Raw genomic sequence first — 23631 nt, forward strand, 5'->3', positions numbered from 1 at the left:
CAGCCCAATGCCCCCTTCGGGAACGCGCGTGCAGGTGATGGGCGTCGTGAACGTCACCGACGACTCATTCTCCGACGGGGGGCTTTTTCTCGACCGCGACCGCGCGATCGAGCACGGACTGGAGATGGCATCCGACGGCGCCCAGATCATCGACGTCGGCGGTGAGTCGACCCGGCCCGGCGCCACCCGCATCGGTCCCGAGATCGAAACCGCCCGCGTCTTGCCTGTCATCAAAGAACTTGCCGGACAAGGTCTTACGGTCAGCATCGACACCATGCACGCCGAGGTTGCCCGTGCGGCGCTCGAGAACGGCGCCAAGATCGTCAACGACGTGTCCGGCGGCCGCGCCGATCCGGACATGGCGCAGTTGTTGGCCGACGCGAAAGTGCCATGGGTGCTGATGCATTGGCGATCGGTGGGCGCAGAACGCCCCCATGAGGTGCCTGCCTACCGCGATGTGGTCGCCGACGTGCGCGCCGAACTGCTCGCCGGTGTCGACGCGGCGGTGGCCGCGGGCGTCGACCCGGGCAAGCTGATCATCGACCCGGGTCTGGGATTCGCCAAGACCGCCGAACACAATTGGGCGCTGCTGCGCGCGCTGCCGGAACTCGTCGGCACCGGGATTCCGGTCCTGGTCGGCGCCTCGCGAAAGCGCTTCCTCGGATCGTTGCTGGCCGACGCCGACGGCCGACCACGCCCACCCGACGGGCGTGAGACCGCGACCGCGGTGATCTCCGCGCTGGCCGGTATGCAGGGCGCATGGGGTGTGCGGGTGCATGACGTGCGCGCCTCGGTCGACGCGCTCAAGGTGCTGGAGGCGTGGTCAGGGGCGCGGGGGCACCACCCGCGCGAAGCGCAGGGGGACGGAGCGACGGGAAGCAATTCGAGTGGCTGACCGAATCGAGTTGCGCGGCTTGACTGTCCGCGGGCACCACGGTGTTTTCGAACATGAGCGCCGCGACGGTCAGGATTTCGTCGTCGACATCACGGTGTGGGTTGACTTGGCGCCGGCCGCGGCCAGCGACGACCTCGACGACACCGTCGACTACGGCGGCTTGGCAAAGCTGGCCGCCGACATCGTCGCGGGCCCATCGCGCAACCTGATCGAGACGGTGGCCGGCGAGATCGCCGACGCGGTCATGGTTGACGCGCGGGTGCATGCCGTCGAGGTGGTGGTGCACAAACCCGGCGCGCCCATCCCGCTCGAGTTCGCCGACGTCGCGGTGGTGGCGCGACGGTCCCGGCGCGACGGCCGCCGCGCATGACCACAGTGGTGTTGTCGATCGGGTCGAACCTCGGTGACCGTCAGGCCCGGCTGCAGTCGGTGGTCGACGATCTCGCCGAGGCCGTGCGGGCGGTCTCACCGGTCTACCAGACCCAGCCGTGGGGTGGGGTCGAGCAGGAGCCCTTCCTCAACGCCGTGGTCATCGCTGAGGACCCAGGGCTCGACGCGACGGGCTGGTTGCGCCGTGCGCAGGGACTGGAACGCGCCGCCGAACGAGTGCGCGGTCAGCGCTGGGGTCCTCGAACGCTCGACGTAGACCTCATCACCTGCCATGCGGGTCAACGCGAGGTGCGTTGCAGCGACGACGATCTGACGTTGCCGCACCCGCGCGCCCACCAGCGCGCGTTCGTGCTCGTACCGTGGCTTGCCGTCGAACCCGATGCGACGCTCACCGTCGGCGACGTTGGCCGCCCGGTGCGGCAGTGGCTCGCCGAACTCGATGCCGCCGAACGTGACGGGGTACGGCCCGTCGGTGAATTGCACTGCTGATGGGCCCGACCCGCAAACGTGACCTGGCAGCGGCGACGGCGATCGCGGCCGTCGTCGGCTACCTGCTGGTGCTGGTGCTTTACAAATGGTTTCCGCCGATCACCGGGTGGACAGGTTTGTCGCTGCTCGCGGTGGCGATCGCCGAGGCGGGGTGGGCGTTCTACATCCGCGCCAAGATCCGCGACGGGCAGATCGGCGACGGCCCCGGCTGGCTGCACCCGCTGGCGGTCGCCCGCTCGGTGATGATCGCCAAAGCCTCGGCGTGGGTGGGCGCGCCGGTGCTCGGCTGGTGGTTGGCGGTGCTCGCCTACCTGTTACCACGACGTTCGACTTTGCGGGTCGCGGCAGAGGACACCCCCGGCGTCATCGTCGCGGCCGCGTGCGCATTGGCGTTGGTGGTCGCCGCGCTGTGGCTGCAGCATTGCTGTAAGTCGCCGAACGAACCCCAGGACAACGCCGACGGCGCAACCGATTAACGCCGCATCGGCGCCGACGCGCCGAATCGCCGCCGCGGTCGACACGCGCAGTGACCTGTGCCGGGTACAGTCGGCGCATGACCGATCTGCCCCGCAGCGCCCGCCCGCGGCGCAGCGGCCGCAGGCCGGGTTGGGTCCTGCTGAGTGCGTTGCTGGTCCTTGCGATCGCGGCCAGCTCTGCGTTGGTGTTCACCAACCGGGTGGAATTGCTCAAACTCGCTGTGATCCTGGCGTTGTGGGCCGCTGTGGTGGCGGCGTTCGTATCGGTCATTTACCGCAGGCAAAGCGACACGGATCAGGCCAAGGTGCGCGACCTCAAGCTGGTCTACGACTTGCAGCTGGAGCGCGAGATTTCGGCCCGCCGCGAGTACGAGCTGTCGGTGGAGACCCACCTGCGTCGTGAGCTCGCAGCCGAGATGCGCGCCCAGGCCGCCGACGAGGTGGCCGCCCTGCGGGCCGAACTGGCCGCGCTGCGCAGCAATCTGGAGATCCTGTTCGACGCCGAACTGTCGGACCGGCCCGCGCTGGAGACCGAACGCACGACCGTACGGGCCTACAGCGACTGGGCGCGTGACGACGAACGCCCCGGCCGCGTCGACGCCGACTACGGCGACGACCTCACCACCCGCACCGATGAAAGCCCGATCATCGACGTCGCCGCCGAACCCCATCCGCCCGAGTTCGAATGGGTGCCGCCGGCCAGCGCCGGAGGCGCGCACCGCAGAACCTCCGAGCCCGGGGAACGGCCTCAGTACGCCGAAGAACCCAGAACGTGGACACCACCACCCCCGCCGCCGCCGCCACCGCAAGCCGCGCCGCCGCCCCCGCCTGCGCCCGAACCTGAGCCGGCCGCACCCAGCAGCGCCCATTTCGATTGGGCCCCACTGGAAGAGCCCGAACCATCCCCGACCGGGTGGCGGCCCGCACCGGCCGACGGACAATGGCTGCCCCCTGGATCGCCGGGTAGCAACTGGGCGGCTCCGGTCGAGCAGGACCGCCCCACCGAGGAGTACGTCGGCAGGCGTCGCGCACCGGAACCGCCGCAGGCCCCGCCGCCACCGGTCGACGACCTGCCGCGCCGGGGCAGGCACTCGGTGCCGGCCGAGGCCGCCGACCCCGGTCGCCCGGCCGCGCCGCCCCAGGCGCCCGCCGAACCCGAGCAGCCCATGCCGCGTCGGCGCCGACGCAGCGCCGACGACGATACCGGCGGTCAGTCGGTCGCCGAACTGCTCGCCCGGCTGCAAGCCAGCCCGACCGGAGGCGGCCGTCGGCGCCGCCGCGAAGAGTGAGTTGATCAGTCAGTTATTATTTGGTCTGACCGTCTGGTACCCGCATCGCGGGACTGGAACGTAGGTATTTCTTACACTCAGCGAGGTCGCTGCATGCCGACGCCCGACGTCTTCCGCCCCGCGCGGCTCACGATCGGCATCATTTCTGCTGGTCGGGTGGGTTCTGCGCTGGGAGTGGCGCTGGAGCGGGCAGAGCATGTCGTGGTGGCCTGCAACGCCATCTCGCACGTATCCCGCGACCGCGCCAGCCGTCGGCTGCCCGACACCCTGGTGCTGCCGGTCGACGAGGTCGCCGCCCGCGCCGAGCTGTTGTTGCTCACCGTGCCCGACACCGAACTCGCCGGGCTGGTGTCGGGGCTGGCCACCACCGGGGTGGTGCGTCCGGGCACCATCGTCGTGCACACCTCCGGCGCCAACGGGGTGGCTGTGCTGGCCCCGTTGACCAAGCAGGGCTGCATCCCGCTGGCAATCCATCCGGCGATGACGTTCACCGGCGCCGACGAGGACATCGACCGGCTGCCCGAGGCCTGCTTTGGCATCACCGCCGCCGACGAGGTGGGGTACGCGATCGCCCAGTCGCTGGTGCTGGAGATCGGCGGTGAGCCGTTCCGGGTCCGCGAAGACGCCCGCACGCTGTACCACGCAGCGTTGGCGCACGCCAGCAACCACCTGGTCACCGTCGTTCTGGACGCGCTCGAAGCGCTGCGTTCGGCGCTGTGGGGCCAGGAACTGCTCGGCCAGGAACTCGTCGACAACGCCCCGGGTGGTATCGCGGAGCGGGTCGTCGGGCCGCTCGCGCGGGCCTCGCTGGAGAACGCGCTGCAGCGCGGACAGGCCGCGTTGACCGGTCCGGTCGCCCGCGGCGACGCACCCGCGGTCGCCGGCCATCTGCAGGCCCTCGCCGAAGTGGAACCGCAACTGGAACAGGCTTATCGCGCCAATTCGCTGCGTACCGCGCAGCGCGCCCACGCCCCCGACGAGGTGTTCGCGGTATTGCAGGAAGCCGGACGCTCATGACCGGGCGCACACCGCAGTTCACCGCCCGCGAGTTGAACGTCTACTCCGACCCGCGCGACGTCTCCGCCGTCACCAGGGCGTTGCGCGCCACCGGGCGTCGGGTGATGTTGGTGCCGACGATGGGTGCCCTGCACGAGGGCCATCTGACGCTGATCCGCACCGCCAAACGCGTCCCGGGCGCTGTCGTGGTGGTGTCGATCTTCGTCAACCCGCTGCAGTTCGGCGCCAACGAGGACCTCGACGCCTATCCGCGCACGCTCGACGACGACCTCGCCGCGCTTCGCAAGGAAGGCGTGGAGATCGCGTTCACCCCGACCGCCGCCGATATCTACCCCGACGGTGTCCGCACCTGCGTGCAGCCGGGACCGCTCGGCGGGGAGCTTGAAGGCGCTTCGCGGCCTACGCATTTCGCGGGTGTCCTGACGGTGGTCCTCAAGCTGCTCAACATCGTCAAACCGGACCGCGCGTACTTCGGCGAGAAGGATTACCAGCAGCTCGTCCTTATCCGCCAGATGGTCGCCGACTTCAACCTCGACGTTGCGGTGGTGGGTGTCTCGATCGTGCGGGAGGCCGACGGGCTGGCGCTGTCGTCGCGCAACCGCTACCTCGACCCGGTGCAACGTGAGCAGGCGGGCGCGCTTTCGGCAGCGCTGCTGGCAGGCAGGTACGCGGCGGGAGAAGGAACGGCCGCGGCGCTGGACGCCGCCCATGCGGTGCTCGACGAGGTGCCCGCCATCAAGGTCGACTACCTGCAGGTGCGGGATCCGACGCTGGGGCCGGCGCCCACCACGGGTGCGGGCCGCATGCTCATCGCCGGGCGGCTGGGCGACACCCGGCTGCTCGACAACATCGCGATCGACATCGGGGTGCCGTCGGGCCCGGGCCCGCACGTGGAATACGACGAACACGAACTTCCATGGAGAAATTGATGTTAAGGACCATGCTGAAATCGAAAATCCACCGTGCGACGGTCACGCAGGCGGATCTGCACTACGTTGGGTCGGTCACCATCGACGCCGATCTGATGGACGCCGCGGATCTGCTCGAAGGTGAGCAGGTCACCATCGTCGACATCGACAACGGTGCCCGGTTGGTGACGTATGCGATCACCGGTGAACGCGGCAGCGGGGTGATCGGGATCAACGGTGCGGCTGCACATCTGGTCCACCCCGGTGACCTGGTGATCCTGATCGCCTACGGCACGATGGAAGACGCCGAAGCGCGCAGTTACCAGCCCAGGATCGTGTTCGTCGACGCCGACAACAAGCAGGTCGACCTCGGACACGATCCCGCCCATGTGCCGGCCGACGCGGCCGAGCTGATGTCGTCGCGGTGATCGTGTGCTGCTCGCGATCGACGTTCGCAACACCCACACCGTCGTCGGCCTGATATCCGGTTCCGGTGACCATGCAAAGGTGGTGCAGCACTGGCGGATTCGGACCGAACCGGAGGTAACCGCCGATGAGTTCGCGCTGACCATCGACGGCCTGATCGGTGACGACTCCGAACAGCTGACCGGGGCGGCCGCCCTGTCCACCGTGCCGTCGGTGATGCACGAGCTGCGCGAGATGCTCGGCCAGTACTGGCCGTCGGTGCCGCACGTGCTGATCGAACCGGGCGTGCGCACCGGCATCCCGCTGCTGGTCGACAACCCCAAGGAAGTCGGCGCCGACCGCATCGTCAACTGCTTGGCCGCCTTCCACAAGTACGGCACCGCGGCCATCGTCGTCGACTTCGGTTCGTCGATCTGCGTCGACGTGGTCTCGGCCAAGGGCGAGTTCCTCGGCGGGGCCATCGCGCCGGGACTGGAGGTCTCCTCGGACGCCTCGGCCACCAGATCGGCTGCCCTGCGCCGCGTCGAGCTGACCCGGCCCCGGTCGGTGGTGGGTAAGAACACCGTGGAGTGCATGCAGGCCGGTGCCGTGTTCGGGTTCGCCGGCCTGGTCGACGGCCTGGTGCAGCGGGTCCGCGACGACGTGGACGGCTTCGCGGGTTCCGACGTCGCCGTGGTGGCGACGGGTCACACCGCGCCGCTGCTGTTGCCCGATATGCGCACCGTCGAGCATTACGACCAGTATCTGACGCTGGGCGGTCTGCGCCTGGTGTTCGAACGCAACCGCGACAGCCAGCGGGGCCGCCTCAAGCAAGCCCGTTAGGCTGGCACGACGTGACCTCAGCTGATTCCCCCGACGCCGCCGACATTCCTGAGCAGTACCGGATCCGTCAGGCCAAGCGCGAGCGGCTGCTGGCCGACGGTCCAGACCCCTACCCGGTCGAAGTCCCCCGCACCCACACCCTGGCCGAGATCCGGCAGGCCTACCCGGATCTGACCGCCGACGCCGAGACGGGCCAGCTCGTCGGCGTCGCCGGCCGGGTGATGTTCGCGCGCAACTCCGGCAAGCTGTGCTTTGCCGCGCTGCAGGAAGGTGACGGCACCCAGCTGCAGGCGATGCTGAGCCTGAACAAGGTCGGCCAGGAATCGCTGGACGCCTGGAAATCCGACGTCGACCTCGGCGACATCGTGTACGTCCACGGCGAGGTGATCAGCTCCCGGCGCGGTGAGCTTTCTGTGCTTGCCGATTCCTGGCAAATTGTTTCCAAAGCGCTGCGCCCACTTCCCGTCGCACATAAGGAAATGAGCGAAGAAGCGCGGGTGCGGCAGCGTTATGTCGATTTGATCGTGCGCCCGGAAGCACGCACGATCGCTCGTCAGCGAGTCGCGGTGGTACGGGCGGTGCGTTCAGCGCTGGAACGGCGCGGCTTTTTGGAAGTCGAGACGCCGATGCTGCAGACATTGGCCGGTGGCGCGGCCGCGCGACCTTTCGTCACCCACTCAAATGCCCTCGACACGGACTTGTATCTACGGATCGCGCCGGAACTGTTCCTCAAACGGGCCCTGGTCGGCGGTTTCGAGAAGGTCTTCGAGTTGAATCGGGTGTTCCGAAACGAGGGCGCGGATTCGACGCATTCGCCAGAATTCGCGATGCTCGAGACATATGAGGCGTACGGCACCTACGACGATTCCGCCGCCGTCACCCGTGAGCTTATTCAGGAGGTCGCCGACGAGGCTCTCGGCACCAGAAACGTGCCATTGCCGGATGGCAGTACCTACGATCTGGACGGTGAATGGCAGAGCATTCAAATGTATCCATCTCTGTCGGAAGCCCTCGGAGAAGAGATCACCCCCCAAACACCGGCCGAGAAGTTATGGGAGATCGCCGACCGACTCGATGCGGAGATTCCTCGCGACCGCGGGTATGGGCATGGGAAATTGGTCGAGGAACTGTGGGAACACACCGTCGGCAACACGCTTTGGGCGCCCACGTTCGTCCGCGACTTTCCGGTTGAAACGACACCGTTGACCCGTGCGCATCGCGACATCGAGGGGGTCACCGAAAAATGGGATCTCTACATCCGGCGCTTTGAACTTGCCACCGGATACTCTGAACTCATCGATCCGGTAATACAGCGCGAAAGGTTTGAAGCCCAAGCCCGCGCCGCGGCCGCCGGTGATGACGAAGCAATGGCCCTCGATGAGGATTTTCTCACCGCGTTGGAGTACGCGATGCCACCGTCGACGGGTACCGGAATGGGTATTGATAGGTTGTTGATGGCATTGACGGGCCTATCGATTCGGGAGACGGTTTTGTTCCCGATTGTTCGACGCCACGGGTCCTGAACCGGTTCGATTTCCGGTCTTGTTGAATGGTGCCGGCGCATATGGCAGATTGGTTCCAGGGTTTCGAGGACTAAAGTATCATTCTAGTTCTCAACGAGAAGGGCGTAGGTAAATGGCGAAGAAAGTGACTGTCACGCTGGTCGATGATTTCGACGGCGAAGGCACCGCCGACGAGACCGTTGAATTCGGCCTTGATGGTGTGAGTTACGAGATAGACCTTTCTTCGAAGAACGCCGCGAAGTTGCGCAACGACTTGAAGCAATGGGTGGAAGCCGGTCGCCGAGTGGGTGGTCGCCGCCGTGGCCGCTCGGCGGGGTCGGGCCGCGGTCGTGCGGCCATCGATCGTGAGCAGAGCGCCGCGATCAGGGAGTGGGCACGTCGCAACGGCCACAACGTCTCGACCCGCGGACGCATCCCGGCCGACATCATCGACGCCTTTCACGCGGCAACGTAGCCAGCCATCGCCCAAACGCCCAGGGAAGATCGAGCTCCACCAATCGTTCGCTTACCGCGAACCGGTCAGCGCCGATCGCCGGAAACGTTTTGGGCGACGTGGGCGTTGGCATAGGCAGCGCCGGGTACAAGGCCTATGGCGCACAAAGTCGTTACTGCATCGCCCCTCCGTACCGATCGGCAGGCGACGCAGCTGCGGCGGACGCCCTCTAGACTTGGGTGGCAGGTACGGCGTGCATGCGCAGTACCTATGTGATGGAGAGCAGGTATACACCGATGTTTGAGAGATTCACCGACCGTGCCCGCAGGGTCGTCGTCCTGGCTCAAGAAGAGGCCCGGATGCTCAACCACAACTACATCGGCACCGAGCACATCCTCTTGGGACTTATTCACGAGGGCGAGGGCGTAGCGGCCAAGTCGCTGGAATCGCTGGGCATCTCGCTCGAAGGCGTGCGCAGCCAAGTCGAGGAGATCATCGGCCAGGGCCAGCAGGCGCCGTCCGGACACATTCCCTTCACGCCGCGCGCCAAAAAGGTGCTGGAGCTGAGCCTGCGCGAGGCGCTGCAGCTCGGCCACAATTACATCGGCACCGAGCACATCCTGCTCGGGCTGATCCGTGAGGGCGAAGGCGTGGCGGCCCAGGTGTTGGTGAAGCTGGGTGCCGAGCTGACCCGGGTGCGTCAGCAGGTCATCCAGCTGCTGAGCGGATACCAGGGCAAGGAAACCGCGGAGGCCGGTACCGGCGGCCGCGGCGGCGAGGCGGGCAACCCGTCCACCTCGCTGGTGCTCGACCAGTTCGGCCGCAACCTGACCGCGGCCGCGATGGAAGGCAAGCTCGACCCGGTCATCGGCCGGGAGAAGGAAATCGAGCGGGTCATGCAGGTGCTGAGCCGGCGCACCAAGAACAACCCGGTGCTGATCGGTGAGCCCGGCGTCGGCAAGACCGCCGTCGTCGAGGGCCTCGCACAGGCAATCGTGCACGGCGAGGTCCCCGAGACGCTGAAGGACAAGCAGCTCTACACGCTGGACCTCGGCTCGCTGGTGGCCGGCAGCCGCTACCGCGGTGACTTCGAGGAACGCCTGAAGAAGGTGCTCAAGGAGATCAACACCCGCGGCGACATCATCCTGTTCATCGACGAGCTGCACACGCTGGTCGGGGCCGGTGCCGCCGAGGGCGCCATCGACGCGGCCAGCATCCTCAAGCCGAAACTGGCCCGCGGCGAGCTGCAGACCATCGGCGCCACCACGCTCGACGAGTACCGCAAGTACATCGAGAAGGACGCCGCCCTGGAGCGCCGCTTCCAGCCGGTGCAGGTCGGGGAGCCGACGGTGGAGCACACCATCGAGATCCTCAAGGGGCTGCGCGACCGCTACGAAGCCCACCACCGGGTGTCGATCACCGACGGTGCGGTGGTTGCGGCGGCCACGCTGGCCGACCGCTACATCAACGACCGGTTCCTGCCCGATAAGGCGATCGACCTGATCGACGAGGCCGGCGCCCGGATGCGGATCCGCCGGATGACCGCGCCGCCCGACCTGCGCGAGTTCGACGAGAAGATCGCCGACGCCCGCCGGGAGAAGGAGTCCGCGATCGACGCGCAGGACTTCGAGAAGGCAGCGCGGCTGCGCGATCAGGAGAAGCAGCTGGTCGCTCAGCGTGCCGAGCGGGAGAAGCAGTGGCGCTCTGGCGATCTGGACGTGGTCGCCGAGGTCGACGACGAGCAGATCGCCGAGGTGCTGGGCAACTGGACCGGTATCCCCGTGTTCAAGCTGACCGAGGAGGAAACCACTCGGTTGCTGCGCATGGAGGATGAGCTGCACAAGCGGATCATCGGCCAGGAGGACGCCGTCAAGGCCGTCTCCAAGGCGATCCGGCGTACCCGTGCCGGGCTGAAGGATCCCAAGCGGCCGTCGGGCTCGTTCATCTTCGCCGGCCCGTCCGGCGTCGGGAAGACCGAGCTGTCCAAGGCGCTGGCCAACTTCCTGTTCGGCGAGGACGACGCGCTCATCCAGATCGACATGGGCGAGTTCCACGACCGCTTCACCGCGTCGCGGCTGTTCGGTGCCCCGCCGGGGTACGTGGGCTACGAGGAGGGCGGTCAGCTCACCGAGAAGGTGCGGCGTAAACCGTTCAGCGTGGTGCTCTTCGACGAGATCGAGAAGGCCCACCAGGAGATCTACAACAGCCTGTTGCAGGTCTTGGAGGACGGCCGGCTCACCGACGGTCAGGGTCGCACGGTCGACTTCAAGAACACCGTGCTGATCTTCACGTCCAACCTGGGCACCAAGGACATCTCCAAGGCGGTCGGGCTGGGCTTCACCCAGGGCGGCGGTGACAACGACTACGAGCGGATGAAGCAGAAGGTTCACGACGAGCTCAAGAAGCACTTCCGGCCGGAGTTCCTCAACCGTATCGACGACATCATCGTCTTCCACCAGCTCACTGAGGATGAGATTGTTCGGATGGTCGACCTGATGATCAGTCGGGTCGGCGAGCAGCTCAAGACCAAGGACATGGCGATGGAGCTGACCGACAGGGCCAAGCAGCTGCTGGCCAAGCGGGGGTTCGACCCGGTGCTCGGCGCTCGGCCGCTGCGGCGCACCATCCAGCGCGAGATCGAGGACCAGCTGTCGGAGAAGATCCTGTTCGAGGAGATCGGACCCGGCCAGCTCGTCACCGTCGACGTCGAGAACTGGGACGGCGAGGGCGCTGGCGAGGACGCGGTGTTCACCTTCACCGGCACCAAGAAGCCGGCCAAGGTGGAAGAGCCCGACCTCGCGCAAGCCGGTGCGGCAGGCGCCACCAGCGTGGCCGAATAACTCCATTACGCGAAGACCCCCGAGCTGTGGTTCGGGGGTTTTTGCGTTCCCGAGTCTCCATTCGACAGGCGATTGCTTAGGATGTGCGATGTAATCGGCAGGCAGAGGAATCTGGTGAGAATCCAGAACGGTCGCGCCACTGTGTCAAGTCAGACCCCACGCCTGTCGTCCACCTTGAACCGGGACGCGAAAATCCCCGAAAGGACACCGAAATGACCTCACCTGAGGCCCGCAGGTCGATCGCCCCTGCCATCGACTTCTCGGCGGCCAAGGCAGTCGCCTGGCTGACGTTGACCGCGTTCTTCGCCCTGCTGGTCATCTACTTCGTCGGGATGGATCAGGGCGCGACTTCGGTGTTCGGCAACAACACCGTCCTTCACGAGTTCGTACACGACGCCCGCCACCTGCTTGGCTTCCCCTGCCACTGATCGCCTGGTCGAAAAGAATGGAAAAGCAGATAATCGGGCGCGGGCTGCTGGCCGGCGCCGTGGCTGGCGTGTTCGCATTCCTGTTCGCAAGGATCTTCGTCGAACCCGTCATCGAACGGGCGATCGGCTATGAAGAAGGCGTCGGTGCCGCACAGGAGGCGATCGGCGGCCACGGCGGCCATCACCACCACCACGGCGGTGACGCGTTCGAAGGGTTCACCCGCGGCGTGCAGGCCAACATCGGTATGGGCTTCGGGGTGCTGGCGTTCAGCGTCGCGATCGGAGCGCTGTTCGCGGTGGTGTTCGCGGTGACGTACGGCCGTGTCGGCAACATCTCGGCGCGGCTGCTTTCGCTGTACGTGGGAGGCGGAATGGTGTTGAGCCTCTTCGTCGTTCCGGCGCTGAAGTATCCGCCCAGCCCGCCCGCGCTGAGCCTGGACGAGACCCTCCGCCAGCGCACGCTGTTGTACCTGCTGATGGTCGTGGTCTCCGCCGCGTTGTTGGTGGGCGCGGTGTATGCGGGGCGGCGGCTCGCCGAGCGGCTGGGCGCGTGGAACGGCGCGCTGGTGGCCGCCGGTGGTTACGTGGTGGCCGTCGCGGTGGTGATGCTGATCCTGCCGACCATCGACGAGACGCCGGGACCGCTGCTGGATGCGGCCGGAAATATGGTCTACGAAGGCTTCCCGGCCAATGATCTGTACGAGTTTCGGCTCTACTCGCTGGGCACCCAGATCGTGCTGTACCTGACGATCGCGTTGGTGTTCGGCGCCATGGCGGCCCGGCTGCTGGAGCCCAAGCGGCAGGAGAACTCCATCCCGGCATGACCGAAGTCGTCCGGCTGACCCTCGTGTCACACGCCATGACCGACGCGATGGCGGCCGGCCGGTTTCCCACCGACGAGGCGCTGAACTCCGTGGGCCATCGTCAGATCGCCGCGTCGACCGACCTCGGCACGGTCGACGCCGCGGTCTGCGGGCCCGAGAAGCGGACCCGCCAAACCGCGGAGCTGCTCGGCCTGCAGGCCTCGGTCGAACCGCGGCTGTCTGACCTCGACTGCGGCCGTTGGCGAGGCGATGTGCTGGGTCGGCTGCGCCCGGATGACCTGGCGATCTGGTTGACCGACCCGACGCGTGCCCCGCACGGTGGTGAGAGTGTCGTCGAATTGACCGATCGGGTGCGCGACTGGATGGGCTCGCTGCCCGAGCGTCGCGGCGGGCTGGTCGCGGTCACCCACCCCGCCGTGGTGCGAGCGGCCGTGCTGGCAGCGCTCGACGCGCCTCCGAAATCGTTCTGGCGCATCGACATTGCACCGATGAGCCGCACCGTTCTGCACTACCGCGGGCACGCCTGGACGCTGCGCTCCGGTCGGTAGGTCAGCCGATCGGCACCAGGTCGAAGGTCTGGTGTGCGATCGACAGCAGCCAGCCCGCCGCGGTCGGGCTGCGGAATTGCGGCCAGTTCAGCTGGAAGCTGACGACCCAGGGCTGGCCGGTGTGGTCCACGGCGTACCAACTGAACGTCAAGTCCCCTGGCAGGTTTCCGCCCTTGGCGCCGATATACGTCCACTTCGACCGGTCCAGGTCGATGCCGGGGATGGCGGAAAGGATGTCCTTCACCGGTGCGGCCTTGCCGACCGCGCCGGCTTGCAGAGCGGCGTGCACCCGGCAGATGTCTTCGGCGCTGCCGTACCACTCGGCCCCGAACTCGGATGCGGGTGTGTGGGTGCGCTGCGGATCCGGTTCATAAGGACGCGAATTGGTCTGCTGCAGCAGGGCGGCACGGCCCTCCCGGGAGGCGCTCTTCCACTCGTCGCGCAGATCGGGTTTGCCCCATCCGACCGAGAACAACTCGTGCATCGTCGGGAACGGGGTCATGCTCGCCGGGTCATGGTGGCCTGCGGTGATGAGCGCATGTTCGACGGCGCCCGTGCCCACCCGATCGATCAGCAGATCGGTGGCCATGTTGTCGCTTGCCGAGATCATGTGCTGGGCAGCGGTTCTGACCGATATCTGAGCACCAGGCGGAAGGTCCTCGAGGGCGGCCGAGCCGACGGCCTTAGCCCGTTCGGTGATGGTCAGTGAGTCGGTCCAGTCCAGGGTGCCCGCGTTGACCGCTTCGGAAACCGCCAGCAGCACATAGAGTTTGAAGATCGATGCCAGCGGCAACGACAGGTCGGTGTTGGTGCCTTCCACCACGGTGCAGTCGCGGCTGCCGGGCCGCACCTTGGACACCTGATAGGAGTAACGCGCCCCGGACTTCGTCAACTCGGCGTCGATGTCTGACCAGCTGTCGATCGCCGGTGGCTGCAGCGACACGTCCAGCTCGTCGACCATGCCTGCGTCGTCGGTGTGCAACGTGATCTGCTGCTCGACGCCGTAGGACGTCACGACGTCGAGTGTGGCCTGGCCGGCACCGATGTCCACACCGGTCACGGTGAACGGACGATCCCACCAGATCTTGTCGAGCTGCACCCCGATGTCGTCGACCTCGCCTGGTGCGGCCAGGGTACGCACGCTGACCTCACCGATCGGCCAGTCCGAGTTCAGCATGTCCATGGTCTGCTTGGCCCGCAGACCCTGTGGAGTGTTGATCTCGATCGGCACGCCGTATGCCGCATCGGCCGGTGGAGGAGCGCTCTGGGCGCATCCGGCCAACGCGATGACGAGCGCGACCGCAACCGCTAGGCCGGTGGCGCGGCGCGGGTCAGCCTTGCCGTTATTTACTGCCACCCGCAACGTCAAGGACGACCTCGAACTCCAGTAGGGATGCGCCGGTAGCCACCGGGTTAGCCTGTTGACCCTTGTGCGCCTCGATGGCTGGCCCGGTCGCCCACGCCTGGAACGCCTCTTCGGACTCCCATTGGGTCACCACGAAGTAGCGGTCCTCACCCTTGATGGGACGCAGCAGCTGAAAGCCAAGAAAACCGGGTTGGTTGTCGACGGCGTGAGCCCGGTTAGCGAAGCGTTTCTCCAGTTCGGGGCCTGCGTCGGCAGGGACTTCGATTGCGTTGATCTTCACCACGGGGTTTTGGCTTGGCATGCGAATCAGGCTACCGAATGGGTGCGACGCCGTCGGAGGCGTGATGATGTCGGCATGCTGTTGACGTCGCGCGGCGGCCGGGGCCGTCCGCTGGTGCTGGTGCATGGCCTGATGGGACGCGGCAGCACCTGGTCTCGTCAGCTGCCGTGGTTGACCCGGCTCGGCGCGGTGTACACCTACGACGCGCCGTGGCACCGGGGCCGCGACGTCGACGACCCGCACCCGATCAGCACCGAGCGGTTCGTCTCCGACCTCGGCGACGCGGTGGCAGAGATCGGCAGGCCCGCGATTCTGATCGGGCATTCGATGGGCGCGCTGCACTCCTGGTGTCTGGCCGCGACGCACCCCGACCTGGTCGAGGCCCTTGTCATCGAGGACATGGCGCCCGACTTCCGCGGCCGCACCACCGGCCCATGGGAACCGTGGCTGCACGCCCTGCCCGTGGAATTCGAATCGGCCCAACGGGTGTACGACGAGTTCGGACCGGTCGCGGGCCAGTACTTCCTCGAGGCCTTCGATCGCACGGAAACCGGTTGGCGGCTGCACGGGCACCCGAAGGTGTGGATCGAGATCGCCGCCGAATGGGGCAACCGCGACTACTGGCGCGAGTGGGAGGCCGTGCGCGCACCCGCCTTGCTGATCGAGGCGGGTAACTCGGTCACACCGTCGGGGCAGATGCGGCGTATGGCCGTGACCGGTTGCCAGACAACGTATCTGGCTGTTCCTGAGGCGGGCCATCTCGTCCACGACGATGCGCCGGACGTCTACCGGCAGGCGGTGGAGTCGTTTCTGTCGCCCAATCAACGCGACAAATCAGTGGCAGGAAAGGTTCGTTGAGATAAAATGCTGCCATGCCCTTGAAAAGCGTATCCACGCTGGTGCTCGACGGTCTGGCGATGTTTGAGTTCGGCGTCATCTGCGAGGTCTTCGGCATCGACCGGTCCGCAGACGGCGTGCCGAACTTCGATTTCAAGGTCTGCGGGCCCCAACCGGGACGGCCCATCGCCACCTCGATCGGCGCGACGCTGACGCCCGAGCACGGCCTGGACGACCTGGTCGGTGCGGACCTGGTGACCATCCCCGCGATCGGGGGCTCGGAGTACCTGCCCGGCGCGCTGGCCGCCGTCAGGGCGGCCGCCGATGCCGGTTCGATCATCCTCACGGTGTGCTCGGGTGCGTTCGTCGCCGGGGCGGCCGGCCTGCTCGACGGCAGACCGTGCACGACGCACTGGATGCATGCCGACGAACTGGCCCGCGAGTATCCGACCGCCAAGGTCGACCGCAACGTGCTCTACGTCGACGACGGCAACCTCATCACGAGCGCGGGCACCGCCGCGGGGATCGACGCCTGCCTTCATCTGGTGCGCCGCGAACTCGGTAGCGAGGTGACCAACAAGATCGCCCGGCGCATGGTGGTGGCACCGCAGCGGGACGGCGGTCAGCGCCAGTACATCGATCAGCCGATTCCGGTGCGATGTTCGGAACGCTTTGCGCCGCATCTTGATTGGATATTGGCCAACCTCGACCGGCCGCATACTGTCGCGGCCCTGGCGGCGCGTGCGCACATGTCGGCTCGCACGTTCGCCCGCCGGTTCGTCGAGGAGACCGGGCGTACCCCGATGCAGTGGGTGACCGACCAGCGGGTGCTGTACGCGCGCCGGTTGCTCGAGGAAACCGACCTCGACGTCGACAGGATCGCCGAGCGGTCGGGCTTCGGCACCGCGACGCTGCTGCGACATCATTTCCGCAGGATCATCGGGGTGACACCGTCGGACTACCGGCGCCGGTTCGCCTGTGGCGCAGCAGGCGAAGCGGCCAGCGCCTGACGCTCGGCGTCAGGACTCGCTTTCCCCGGCGAGCGCGAAGCGGCCATCGGGGGTTTGCTCCACCAGCCCGTCGACCAGAAGCGAGTCCAGCGCGCGGTCGCGCTGCGCGGTGTCGGTCACCCATGCGACGTCCAGCTGGGCGCGGGTGACCGGAGAGTCGTTGCCGCGCAACACGTCCAGTAGCCGACCGCGGACCTGACGGTCGGTGCCCGCATATCGCTGCGGCCGTCGCGCAGGGGTCGGCAACGCCGGATACCCACGTGAACGCCAGGCGCACGTGGTCAGCGGACACCCGCCGCACCGCGGGGCGCGCGCCGTGCACACCGTCGCACCGAACTCCATCAACGCAACCGAAAACTTCGGCGCCGCGTCGCTTTCCGGCAACAGCGCCGCGACGTCGGCAAGGTCGCGCGCCGAGGCCGCGGCGTCCGCGCGGCCGTGGATCACCCGCGTCACCACCCGGCGGACGTTGGTGTCGACCACAGGCACCCGCTGCTGGTAGGCGAAACAGGCGACGGCGCGGGCGGTGTATGCGCCGATGCCGGGCAGCGTCAACAGGGTTTCGACATCCGAGGGCACCGCGTCGTCGTACTCGGCGGCGATCACCGTCGCGCACTCGTGCAGCCGCTTGGCGCGGCGCGGATAGCCGAGCTTGCCCCACGCGCGCAGCACGTCGGCGGCGCTGGCGGCGGCGGTCGCCGACGGCGTGGGCCAGCGCGCCACCCACGCCTCCCACACCGGCTGTACCCGCGCGACCGGCGTCTGCTGGAGCATGAACTCGCTGACCAGAACCTGCCACGGCGTCACGCCAGGTCGCCGCCACGGCAGATCGCGACACGCGCCGTCATACCAATCGAGCAGGTGGGGCACAATATCAGTCATGCCCCACACCAGCCCGGTAACCGCTTGGAAAGCACTCAAAGAAGGTAACGAGCGGTTCGTGGCGGGCAAACCCGTGCATCCGAGCCAGGGAATCGAGCACCGCACCAGCCTGGCCGAGACGCAGACGCCCACCGCGGTCGTGTTCGGATGCGGGGACAGCCGGGTGGCCGCCGAGCTGATCTTCGACCAGGGCCTCGGCGATATGTTCGTGGTGCGCACGGCCGGACACGTCATCGACGCCGCGGTGCTCGGCTCGATCGAGTATGCGGTGGCGGTGCTCGACGTGCCGTTGATCGTGGTGCTCGGCCACGACAGCTGCGGGGCGGTCAAGGCGACGCTGGCGGCCCTCGACGACGGTGTGGTGCCCGGTGGGTACGTCCGCGACATCGTCGAGCGGGTCATGCCGTCGATCCTGCTCGGCCGTCGCGACGGCCTGACCAGGGTCGATGAGTTCGAAGCCCGGCACGTCATCGAGACCGGCGCACAGCTGATGGCGCGTTCGACGACCATCTCCGACGGGGTGGCGGCGGGCACGCTGGCAATCGTCGGCGCCACCTACCACCTGGCCGACGGGCGGGTCGGGTTGCGGGATCACCTGGGCGACATCGGCGAAGCCTGAGCGCGACACGCCGGGCCGCCTCGGACAACTGGGCGTGACCTGGACTTATCGTGAGCCTGTGCTGGATCTGGAACCGCAAGGCCCGCTACCTTCGCAGATTTACTGGCGGCGCAGGGCGCTGGCGCTTGGCCTGGCGGTCTTGGTGATCGGCGTGATCTCGGCGATCGTGGTGGCGATCGTGGCCAACACCGGCTCGTCGGAAAGCGCCAACGCCGAGCAGGCGGTCCCCAGCGCCGAGGCGCCGCCGCCGCTGCCCGGTGAGGACCCCGAGGTCAAGTCGCCGGTCATGCCGCCGCCGCAAGCGGCTCCGCAGCTGGAACCGACGCCGACCGCCGCGGTGACCCCGCCGCCGGTGCTCAAGGAGGGCGACGACTGCCCGGACTCGACACTCGCGGTCAAGGGGATCACCAACCAGCCGCAGTACATCGTCGGCGATCAGCCGAAGTTCACCATGGTCGTCACCAACATCGGCTTGGTGTCGTGCAAACGTGACGTCGGCGCCGCCGTGCTGGCCGCCTACGTGTACGGCTTGGACAACAACCGGCTGTGGTCGAACCTGGACTGTGCGCCGTCAAACGAGACGCTGGTCAAGACGTTCCAGCCGGGTGAGCAGGTGACCACCGAGGTGACCTGGACCGGGATGAGTTCTGCGCCGTCATGTCCGCTGCCGCGTGAGCCCATCGGGCCCGGCACCTACAACCTGGTTGTGCAGCTGGGCAATCTACGGTCGGCGACGGTGCCGTTCGTCCTCGCCGAGCAGGCCCAGGTGCCGCACGCCGAGGGCGCACCGCTGCCCGGCCCGGCCCCGACCGCCGGCTGACTCCCTTCGCGCCGAAAGGGACAAACGAGCGGGAACGTGCGAGGAAATCGCGCCAAGACGTCCATCTCGACGCAGAAATTACGCCAGCCGGTCGGCGATCGTGGACTCGGCCAGCTGCGACAGGCCCTCGCGGATATGGCGCGCCCACATCGAGCCGATGCCATCCACCGACTGCAGATCGCCCGCGCTGGCCGCCAACAAGCCCTGCAGTGAACCGAATGAGCGCACCAGCAGATCGACGTGTGCGAACTGCAGCCGTGGAATACCGGCCATCGCCCGGTAGCCCCGCGAGCTCATCGCTGAATCCTGCGCCTCGGCCGTCGATGGATATCCGAAAACCCTTGCCAGCGTGGTGAAGTCGAGCAGCTCGTTGTCCGATAGCCCGTCGAGTTCTTCCAGCGTTGCGCTCACCTGCGGGGCGGTCGGCGGATCCGGGTTGGCGTGGTAGTCGCGCACGATCAGCTCGCGCGCGGCATCGTTGTCGCCGACCAGCTCTTCGACCTGAAGCTTGAGCTGACGTCCGTCGGTGCCCAGCTCGACCACGTCGGCGTCGATCTCCAGGCTGATGCGGCGCACCATCTCGAGTCGCTGCACCACCGTCATCACATCGCGCAACGTCACGAAGTCCTCGATCTCGGCCGTCGACAACTGCCTGCTGACCTCGTCGAGGCGGGTCTTGTAGCGCTCCAGCGTGTCGATGGTCTGGTTGGCGCGCGACAGGATGGTCGCCGAATCGGGCACCACATGACGCTCACCGGCGACGTAGACCGTCACGATGCTCATCGAATGGCTCACCGAGATCACCGGATAGCCGGTCTGGATGGCCGTGCGCTCCGCGGAGCGGTGCCGCGTGCCGGACTCTTCGGTGGGGATCGACGGGTCGGGCACCAACTGCACGTTGGCCCGCAGGATGCGGCTGCCGTCGCTGGAGAGCACCACGGCGCCGTCCATCTTCGACAGTTCACGCAGCCGAGTCGGCGCGTAGCGCACATCCAGCGAAAAACCGCCGTCGCAGATGGCCTCCACGCTGTCGTCGTACCCGATAACGATCAGGGCCCCGGTGCGGCCGCGCAGGATGCGTTCCAGGCCGTCGCGCAGGGCGGTACCTGGGGCGAGCCGGGCAAGCGTCTCGCGCATGGTGGGTCTGGCCAACGGCACCACAGTGCGCCCAGACCGGCCGCCCGCTTTCACGGCCATCGTCCCCTCCTAGGATCGGCCGCCGTTAACCGTTATCTTTGCTGATATCCCGCAAAACCCGCAATGCCGCGCCGATGTTGTCGGCCGTGATCGCGCGCAACCCGGCCGGCACCGATGACACCCCCGGCGGCACCACGGCGCGGGTGAATCCCAGCCGCGCGGCCTCCGCCAGCCGACGATCCATCCCGGCGACGCGGCGCAGGTCTCCGGCCAGGCCGACCTCACCGATGGCGACCACGGCCGCGGGCACCGGCAGGTTCATCGAGGACGACGCGATCGCGACCGCCACCGCCAGGTCCGCCGACGGATCGGTCAGCCGCATGCCCCCGACCGTGGACAGGTAGATGTCGTGACCGCTGACGGCCAGCTGGGCGTGTTTGTCGAGCACGGCGGTGATCATCGCGGCGCGTGCGGAGTCGATGCCGCTGACCGCGCGGCGCGCCGTCCCGTTGGCCGCGGGTCCGATCAGCGCCTGTACCTCACCGACCAGCGGCCGCTTACCGTCGAGCGTCACCGTGATCGCGGTGCCCGCCACCGGTTTGGGTCGCTGGTCGCGAAACAGCCCCGACGGATCGGCCACACCTTCGATTCCGTTGTCGTGCAACAGAAAACAGCCGACCTCGTCGGCGGCACCGAACCGGTTCTTGACGCCGCGGACCATACGCAGCGCCGACGCGCGGTCACCCTCGAAGTGCAACACGACGTCGACGAGATGCTCCAGTGAGCGCGGACCGGCGATGGCGCCGTCCTTGGTGACGTGGCCGACCAGAATCAGCGCGACGCCGGATGTCTTGGCGGCGTTGGTCAGCGCGGTGGTCACCGCGCGCACCTGGGTGACGCCGCCGGTGACGCCGTCGGCCTCGGTGGTCGACATGGTCTGCACCGAGTCGACGACCACCAGGCTGGGCTGCACCACCTCGATGTGGCCGAGTGCTGTCGACAGATCCGATTCGGCGGCCAGGTAGACCTCGTCGTGTGTGCAGCCGGTGCGCTCGGCCCGCATCCGGATCTGGCCCGCGGACTCCTCACCGGACAGATACAGCGCGCGTTTGCCCGCCGTCGCCCACTGGTGTGCGACCTCCAGCAGTAGCGTCGACTTGCCGACGCCGGGATCGCCGGCCAGCAGCGTCACCGAGCCGGGCACCAGCCCGCCGCCGAGCACCCGGTCGAGTTCGGCGACGCCGGTGTGGAAGTGCCGGGTGCGGCCCGGGTCGATGGAGCTGATCGGAACGGCCGGTGAGGTGGGGGCGACGGCGCGCCGAACAGGGGCTCCGGCGACCGCGGCCAGCACGGTCGTCTCGTCGACGGTGCCCCACGTGCCGCACTCCGGGCAGCGGCCCACCCACTTCGGTGTCAGATGGTGGCATTCCGAGCAGCGATACTGCGCACGCTGAGCTTTGGCCACGCTGTGACGTTAGCGTCGCGTACCGACAGAACCAGCGCGCTGAACTGCCGTGTCGCCTCTTGACGCGGTCAGTGACCGCCCGAGTGGCCGCCTGCCTCGCCGCTGTCCTGCACGGGATCGCGGCGCGGTGCCTCACCTGCGGACAACGGCACCGCGACGGTGGCTTCGCCGGCCTTCTCGAAGTTGAAGGTGAAGTCGTAGGTCAGCCCGTTGGTGATCGGCTTGGTCAGCGACACCGTGGCCTCAGCTGCCTCGGCGGCCTCCACACCCTCCAGCGGCGTGATCTGCCCGTCCGGTGCACCCACGACCAGCACACCGCCCGCCGGAACGGCGGTGTCACCGGTCAGCGTCACCGAGCCCACCTCGGAGCTCACGGCCAACAGTTTGTCGTCGACCTCCCGCGACTGGTTGGACGCCAGGAAAACCAACTCGACGTCGGTGCCGGGCTGGACGTAGTCCGACGTCTGCGTGATCTGCAGGTGGATGTTGCGCAGCGCGATCTCGCCGACGTTTGCGCTGGTGCCGTTGACCGCCGGCTCCTGCGTCGCGGTCTGCGAAACCTGCCCGGCGCTGCAGCCAGCCAGCGCTCCGCCGACTAAGACGGCGGCGGCCAGCCCGCTAGCGGCCATTTTGAAACGGTCCACACGTGCCTCCTGCTCGACCGTCGAGGCGACCGAACACGGTCGCGGGATTCGACTATGCACAGTAGTAGGTGCTCGAAGCAGGCGGTAGCCGAGGGCGGACCCAACCTCAGGTGGGAGCCCTAAAGGGTCGCGGCCTTGCACGTATTCATCAATGTGTCAACCCCTGACCGCCACCTGCGGTGCCCCTGACCTGCACAGTTGGTGCACGCGTGTCTTGCCCCCGTGCTAACATTGAGATGTGAAAGGGGCTCGAAACTGATGATTTTCAAGGTCGGAGACACCGTTGTTTATCCCCACCACGGTGCTGCGTTGATTGAAGCGATTGAAACCCGAACCATTAAAGGCGAGCAAAAGGAATATCTCGTCTTGAAGGTTGCCCAAGGGGACCTCACGGTTCGAGTGCCCGCCGAGAACGCTGAGTATGTCGGGGTGCGCGATGTGGTCGGCCAGGAGGGACTGGACAAGGTGTTCCAGGTTCTCCGTGCTCCGCACACCGAAGAACCGACCAACTGGTCGCGCCGGTACAAGGCCAACCTGGAGAAGCTGGCTTCCGGGGACGTCAACAAGGTCGCCGAAGTGGTTCGTGACCTGTGGCGCCGGGACCAGGAACGCGGTCTGTCCGCAGGCGAGAAGCGGATGTTGGCCAAGGCCCGCCAAATTCTCGTCGGTGAGCTAGCACTGGCTGAGAACACCGACGACGCCAAGGCGTCGAGCATCCTCGACGAGGTTCTGGCCGCCGCCTCCTGACGGCTGAGATGTCGGCGAAGAGCCTGCCGAGAGTCGGGCTCGGCACCGACGTGCACCCCATCGAAGCCGGGCGGCCGTGCCGGCTGCTGTGTCTGTCCTTCGATGACGCCGACGGATGCGCCGGCCATTCCGATGGTGATGTGGCCGCGCATGCGTTGTGCGACGCGCTGCTTTCTGCCGCCGGGCTGGGCGACGTCGGTGAGGTTTTCGGCACCGGCCGGCCGGAATGGCGCGGTGTGAGCGGTGCCGACATGCTGCGCCATGTGCGCGGACTCCTCGAAAGCGCCGGCTTCCGCGTCGGCAACGCCGCCGTCCAGGTGATCGGCAACCAACCCAAGGTCGGTCCACGACGCGGCGAGGCGCAGAAGGTGCTCTCGGAATTGTTGGGCGCCCCGGTTTCGGTGTCGGCGACGACGACCGACGGCCTCGGGCTCACCGGGCGCGGTGAGGGCCTGGCCGCGATCGCCACCGCCCTCGTGGTCACCGATGCGGGATCTGGACAAATAGGCCGGTAAG

The 23631-nt window shown here is 67.4% G+C and carries 27 protein-coding genes; 21 read left to right on the plus strand and 6 right to left on the minus strand.

Translation table 11 applies throughout. The features are described from left to right. The first annotated feature begins 7 nt into the window (after positions 1 to 7). From folP to ABQF13_RS06925, 15 genes are all read left to right on the plus strand, one after another. Positions 8 to 895, plus strand: coding sequence for a dihydropteroate synthase (gene folP, locus ABQF13_RS06855; RefSeq protein WP_448392051.1), 888 nt, complete (start codon positions 8 to 10; stop codon positions 893 to 895). After that, the gene (gene folB / locus ABQF13_RS06860; protein ID WP_448391938.1) at positions 888 to 1265 is read left to right on the plus strand and encodes a dihydroneopterin aldolase; all 378 of its coding nucleotides are present in this window, start codon (positions 888 to 890) and stop codon (positions 1263 to 1265) included. Before folP ends, folB begins: the two co-directional genes overlap by 8 nt. After that, a complete protein-coding gene (gene folK, locus ABQF13_RS06865; protein WP_448391939.1) occupies positions 1262 to 1774 on the plus strand; it encodes a 2-amino-4-hydroxy-6-hydroxymethyldihydropteridine diphosphokinase in 513 nt (170 codons plus the stop codon). Before folB ends, folK begins: the two co-directional genes overlap by 4 nt. Then, positions 1774 to 2250, plus strand: coding sequence for a DUF3180 domain-containing protein (locus ABQF13_RS06870; RefSeq protein WP_448391940.1), 477 nt, complete (start codon positions 1774 to 1776; stop codon positions 2248 to 2250). The genes folK and ABQF13_RS06870 overlap by 1 nt, the downstream gene beginning before the upstream one ends. Positions 2251 to 2327: 77 nt before the next feature. Next, positions 2328 to 3539: a DUF6779 domain-containing protein gene (locus ABQF13_RS06875; RefSeq protein ID WP_448391941.1), complete on the plus strand. Its 1212-nt coding sequence runs from the start codon at positions 2328 to 2330 to the stop codon at positions 3537 to 3539. Between the two features lie 93 nt (positions 3540 to 3632). Beyond that, the gene (locus tag ABQF13_RS06880) at positions 3633 to 4556 is read left to right on the plus strand and encodes a Rossmann-like and DUF2520 domain-containing protein (RefSeq protein WP_448391942.1); all 924 of its coding nucleotides are present in this window, start codon (positions 3633 to 3635) and stop codon (positions 4554 to 4556) included. Beyond that, positions 4553 to 5485 carry a pantoate--beta-alanine ligase gene (gene panC / locus ABQF13_RS06885; RefSeq protein WP_448391943.1) on the plus strand — a complete coding sequence of 311 codons (933 nt, stop codon included), beginning with the start codon at positions 4553 to 4555 and terminating at the stop codon, positions 5483 to 5485. The genes ABQF13_RS06880 and panC overlap by 4 nt, the downstream gene beginning before the upstream one ends. Continuing rightward, positions 5485 to 5892 (plus strand): aspartate 1-decarboxylase, encoded by a 408-nt coding sequence (gene panD, locus ABQF13_RS06890; RefSeq protein WP_448391944.1) that lies wholly within the window; start codon positions 5485 to 5487, stop codon positions 5890 to 5892. Before panC ends, panD begins: the two co-directional genes overlap by 1 nt. Positions 5893 to 5896: 4 nt before the next feature. After that, complete coding sequence (locus ABQF13_RS06895) at positions 5897 to 6712, plus strand: type III pantothenate kinase (protein WP_448391945.1); 816 nt, start codon at positions 5897 to 5899, stop codon at positions 6710 to 6712. An 11-nt stretch (positions 6713 to 6723) separates the two neighbouring features. Further along, on the plus strand, positions 6724 to 8235 hold the full coding sequence (gene lysS / locus ABQF13_RS06900; RefSeq protein WP_448391946.1) for a lysine--tRNA ligase: 1512 nt from the start codon (positions 6724 to 6726) through the stop codon (positions 8233 to 8235). A 112-nt stretch (positions 8236 to 8347) separates the two neighbouring features. Beyond that, positions 8348 to 8689 carry a histone-like nucleoid-structuring protein Lsr2 gene (lsr2, locus tag ABQF13_RS06905; RefSeq protein ID WP_427059480.1) on the plus strand — a complete coding sequence of 114 codons (342 nt, stop codon included), beginning with the start codon at positions 8348 to 8350 and terminating at the stop codon, positions 8687 to 8689. 275 nt (positions 8690 to 8964) lie between these two features. Next, positions 8965 to 11508, plus strand: a complete 2544-nt coding sequence (clpC1, locus tag ABQF13_RS06910; RefSeq protein ID WP_448391947.1) for an ATP-dependent protease ATP-binding subunit ClpC — start codon at positions 8965 to 8967, stop codon at positions 11506 to 11508. Positions 11509 to 11720: 212 nt separating this feature from the next. Continuing rightward, entirely contained in the window at positions 11721 to 11936 is a 216-nt protein-coding gene (locus ABQF13_RS06915; RefSeq protein ID WP_448391948.1) for a CbtB domain-containing protein, read from the plus strand. Between the two features lie 17 nt (positions 11937 to 11953). Next, entirely contained in the window at positions 11954 to 12760 is an 807-nt protein-coding gene (locus ABQF13_RS06920; protein WP_448391949.1) for a CbtA family protein, read from the plus strand. Then, positions 12757 to 13308, plus strand: a complete 552-nt coding sequence (locus tag ABQF13_RS06925; protein WP_448391950.1) for a histidine phosphatase family protein — start codon at positions 12757 to 12759, stop codon at positions 13306 to 13308. Before ABQF13_RS06920 ends, ABQF13_RS06925 begins: the two co-directional genes overlap by 4 nt. A 1-nt stretch (position 13309) precedes the next feature. Here the strand turns inward: ABQF13_RS06925 and ABQF13_RS06930 are convergent, their stop codons facing one another. Then, positions 13310 to 14665: a serine hydrolase gene (locus ABQF13_RS06930; RefSeq protein ID WP_448391951.1), complete on the minus strand. Its 1356-nt coding sequence runs from the start codon at positions 14663 to 14665 to the stop codon at positions 13310 to 13312. Next, positions 14652 to 14975, minus strand: coding sequence for a mycobilin-forming heme oxygenase MhuD (gene mhuD, locus ABQF13_RS06935; protein ID WP_448391952.1), 324 nt, complete (start codon positions 14973 to 14975; stop codon positions 14652 to 14654). The genes ABQF13_RS06930 and mhuD overlap by 14 nt, the downstream gene beginning before the upstream one ends. A gap of 54 nt (positions 14976 to 15029) precedes the next feature. Between mhuD and ABQF13_RS06940 the strand changes: the two genes are divergently transcribed. Together ABQF13_RS06940 and ABQF13_RS06945 are read left to right on the plus strand one after the other, a co-directional pair. Next, positions 15030 to 15812 carry an alpha/beta fold hydrolase gene (locus ABQF13_RS06940; protein WP_448391953.1) on the plus strand — a complete coding sequence of 261 codons (783 nt, stop codon included), beginning with the start codon at positions 15030 to 15032 and terminating at the stop codon, positions 15810 to 15812. A 14-nt stretch (positions 15813 to 15826) separates the two neighbouring features. After that, entirely contained in the window at positions 15827 to 16801 is a 975-nt protein-coding gene (locus ABQF13_RS06945) for a GlxA family transcriptional regulator (RefSeq protein ID WP_448391954.1), read from the plus strand. Positions 16802 to 16810: 9 nt separating this feature from the next. On the opposite strand, the gene ABQF13_RS06950 is transcribed toward ABQF13_RS06945, so the two are convergent. After that, a complete protein-coding gene (locus tag ABQF13_RS06950) occupies positions 16811 to 17683 on the minus strand; it encodes an HhH-GPD family protein (RefSeq protein ID WP_448391955.1) in 873 nt (290 codons plus the stop codon). Between ABQF13_RS06950 and ABQF13_RS06955 the strand changes: the two genes are divergently transcribed. Both ABQF13_RS06955 and ABQF13_RS06960 read left to right on the plus strand, forming a co-directional pair. Then, a complete protein-coding gene (locus ABQF13_RS06955) occupies positions 17682 to 18302 on the plus strand; it encodes a carbonic anhydrase (protein WP_448391956.1) in 621 nt (206 codons plus the stop codon). The genes ABQF13_RS06950 and ABQF13_RS06955 overlap by 2 nt on opposite strands. Positions 18303 to 18360: 58 nt before the next feature. After that, positions 18361 to 19122: a hypothetical protein gene (locus tag ABQF13_RS06960; protein WP_448391957.1), complete on the plus strand. Its 762-nt coding sequence runs from the start codon at positions 18361 to 18363 to the stop codon at positions 19120 to 19122. A gap of 78 nt (positions 19123 to 19200) precedes the next feature. On the opposite strand, the gene disA is transcribed toward ABQF13_RS06960, so the two are convergent. From disA to ABQF13_RS06975, 3 genes are all read right to left on the minus strand, one after another. Then, the gene (disA, locus tag ABQF13_RS06965) at positions 19201 to 20319 is read right to left on the minus strand and encodes a DNA integrity scanning diadenylate cyclase DisA (RefSeq protein ID WP_448391958.1); all 1119 of its coding nucleotides are present in this window, start codon (positions 20317 to 20319) and stop codon (positions 19201 to 19203) included. A gap of 25 nt (positions 20320 to 20344) precedes the next feature. Continuing rightward, complete coding sequence (gene radA, locus ABQF13_RS06970) at positions 20345 to 21724, minus strand: DNA repair protein RadA (protein WP_448391959.1); 1380 nt, start codon at positions 21722 to 21724, stop codon at positions 20345 to 20347. A gap of 68 nt (positions 21725 to 21792) precedes the next feature. Then, entirely contained in the window at positions 21793 to 22368 is a 576-nt protein-coding gene (locus ABQF13_RS06975; RefSeq protein ID WP_448391960.1) for a copper chaperone PCu(A)C domain-containing protein, read from the minus strand. Between the two features lie 258 nt (positions 22369 to 22626). Here ABQF13_RS06975 and carD point away from each other — a divergent pair, with 258 nt between their 5' ends. Both carD and ispF read left to right on the plus strand, forming a co-directional pair. Continuing rightward, complete coding sequence (carD, locus tag ABQF13_RS06980) at positions 22627 to 23115, plus strand: RNA polymerase-binding transcription factor CarD (RefSeq protein ID WP_046752935.1); 489 nt, start codon at positions 22627 to 22629, stop codon at positions 23113 to 23115. Positions 23116 to 23123: 8 nt separating this feature from the next. Next, positions 23124 to 23630, plus strand: a complete 507-nt coding sequence (gene ispF / locus ABQF13_RS06985) for a 2-C-methyl-D-erythritol 2,4-cyclodiphosphate synthase (protein ID WP_448391961.1) — start codon at positions 23124 to 23126, stop codon at positions 23628 to 23630. Position 23631: the final 1 nt, after the last annotated feature.

This window comes from Mycolicibacterium sp. XJ879 (genome assembly GCF_053483935.1).

Coding starts and splice junctions, on each gene's coding strand:
- folP (WP_448392051.1), top strand. CDS start 8: ATGCCCCCTTCGGGAACGCGCGTGCAGGTGATGGGCGTCGTGAACGTC.
- folK (WP_448391939.1), top strand. CDS start 1,262: ATGACCACAGTGGTGTTGTCGATCGGGTCGAACCTCGGTGACCGTCAG.
- ABQF13_RS06870 (WP_448391940.1), top strand. CDS start 1,774: ATGGGCCCGACCCGCAAACGTGACCTGGCAGCGGCGACGGCGATCGCG.
- ABQF13_RS06875 (WP_448391941.1), top strand. CDS start 2,328: ATGACCGATCTGCCCCGCAGCGCCCGCCCGCGGCGCAGCGGCCGCAGG.
- ABQF13_RS06880 (WP_448391942.1), top strand. CDS start 3,633: ATGCCGACGCCCGACGTCTTCCGCCCCGCGCGGCTCACGATCGGCATC.
- panC (WP_448391943.1), top strand. CDS start 4,553: ATGACCGGGCGCACACCGCAGTTCACCGCCCGCGAGTTGAACGTCTAC.
- panD (WP_448391944.1), top strand. CDS start 5,485: ATGTTAAGGACCATGCTGAAATCGAAAATCCACCGTGCGACGGTCACG.
- lsr2 (WP_427059480.1), top strand. CDS start 8,348: ATGGCGAAGAAAGTGACTGTCACGCTGGTCGATGATTTCGACGGCGAA.
- clpC1 (WP_448391947.1), top strand. CDS start 8,965: ATGTTTGAGAGATTCACCGACCGTGCCCGCAGGGTCGTCGTCCTGGCT.
- ABQF13_RS06915 (WP_448391948.1), top strand. CDS start 11,721: ATGACCTCACCTGAGGCCCGCAGGTCGATCGCCCCTGCCATCGACTTC.
- ABQF13_RS06920 (WP_448391949.1), top strand. CDS start 11,954: ATGGAAAAGCAGATAATCGGGCGCGGGCTGCTGGCCGGCGCCGTGGCT.
- ABQF13_RS06925 (WP_448391950.1), top strand. CDS start 12,757: ATGACCGAAGTCGTCCGGCTGACCCTCGTGTCACACGCCATGACCGAC.
- mhuD (WP_448391952.1), bottom strand. CDS start 14,975: ATGCCAAGCCAAAACCCCGTGGTGAAGATCAACGCAATCGAAGTCCCT.
- ABQF13_RS06940 (WP_448391953.1), top strand. CDS start 15,030: ATGCTGTTGACGTCGCGCGGCGGCCGGGGCCGTCCGCTGGTGCTGGTG.
- ABQF13_RS06945 (WP_448391954.1), top strand. CDS start 15,827: ATGCCCTTGAAAAGCGTATCCACGCTGGTGCTCGACGGTCTGGCGATG.
- ABQF13_RS06955 (WP_448391956.1), top strand. CDS start 17,682: ATGCCCCACACCAGCCCGGTAACCGCTTGGAAAGCACTCAAAGAAGGT.
- ABQF13_RS06950 (WP_448391955.1), bottom strand. CDS start 17,683: ATGACTGATATTGTGCCCCACCTGCTCGATTGGTATGACGGCGCGTGT.
- disA (WP_448391958.1), bottom strand. CDS start 20,319: ATGGCCGTGAAAGCGGGCGGCCGGTCTGGGCGCACTGTGGTGCCGTTG.
- carD (WP_046752935.1), top strand. CDS start 22,627: ATGATTTTCAAGGTCGGAGACACCGTTGTTTATCCCCACCACGGTGCT.
- ispF (WP_448391961.1), top strand. CDS start 23,124: ATGTCGGCGAAGAGCCTGCCGAGAGTCGGGCTCGGCACCGACGTGCAC.